Source organism: Corynebacterium sp. p3-SID1761 (assembly GCF_055862885.1).
The window spans coordinates 1-933 of record NZ_JBSQBJ010000041.1 but is presented as its reverse complement, the minus strand read 5'-3'; the positions used below and the strand labels follow the sequence as shown (position 1 = coordinate 933).

The 933-nt window shown below is 52.5% G+C and carries 2 protein-coding genes; both read right to left on the bottom strand.

What is annotated here, in order from left to right; genetic code table 11:
- A partial coding sequence (locus tag ACWXWJ_RS10260; protein WP_473964352.1) for a hypothetical protein occupies positions 1 to 537 on the bottom strand: 537 nt, incomplete at its 3' end.
- A gap of 29 nt (positions 538 to 566) precedes the next feature.
- A partial coding sequence (locus ACWXWJ_RS10255; RefSeq protein ID WP_473964351.1) for a hypothetical protein occupies positions 567 to 933 on the bottom strand: 367 nt, incomplete at its 5' end.

Here is a 933-nt window from a genome sequence, read left to right as displayed (position 1 = left end):
CAGATGGCCGACTGGGGAAAGGGTCCATGCAACAGGTAGCCGATCTCGTTCATTGCCAACCGCTTCGCGTGTGCACACTGTTTTGACCCAGACTTTCAAGTCCCATGCGGAACGGTCAATTTCGGTACGCGGAGTACCAGTCTTAATTGCTTCATCAAATTTGCTGGGAACGAAGCTACACAGGTCAGGGCGGTAGACGATTACGTCGCTGACAAGAATATTGGTGTCTTCTTCAGACCAACGTTCCCCATCAAGCTTGCCTCCCCGCACAAACGGGCCGCCTTTTGAAAAGGCGTTTCGAAGTAGAGGAAAGGGCGGAACAATCCACTTACTGGAGTGCTTAGTTGCGCTTTCGGAAGAAGACAGGCCGAGAGTGCGAAGATTGTCAGGGGTGTACGGAACGCTTACGAGCGATGCCGGGTGAGCTCGGAACTGTGCAAGATACACGTGAACCTTGATGTCGCCATGAGGTGTTGGCATCGACAGGATGGTGTTGTCGGCAACGCGGATGGCTTTCATTGACTCGTTGAATGTCATTAGGTATGGCATTGCTACTCCTTTGGCTTCTAGAGGAACGGGATCGTGATGGCGTCTTTATTGATCATGCCGTTTGGCCAGGCTACAGCACCATCCTTTACGTGGGCAGGTGGTGTGCTGCCGATTTCGTTTCGAGCGTTGGCCAAATTGTCGAGGCCCTTGGAGTCGATTGCGGCCTGTTCGAAAGCGCGAGCTTGACGCCTTGTGAACGAGTCGGCATTTGTGCTTAGCAAGCCCGTATTGATTTTGGCCTCAGCCATGGAGGTTCCAAATCTTGAGCCATGTTCGAGTGCTCGACGAGAGGGGTCGTTGCTCATCCCAATGTAATTCATGTCTGCACCGTTGGGCGTCGGGTATGAGTAAAGGTAAGAGTCTGTGTTTCTTCCATTAAGCCAG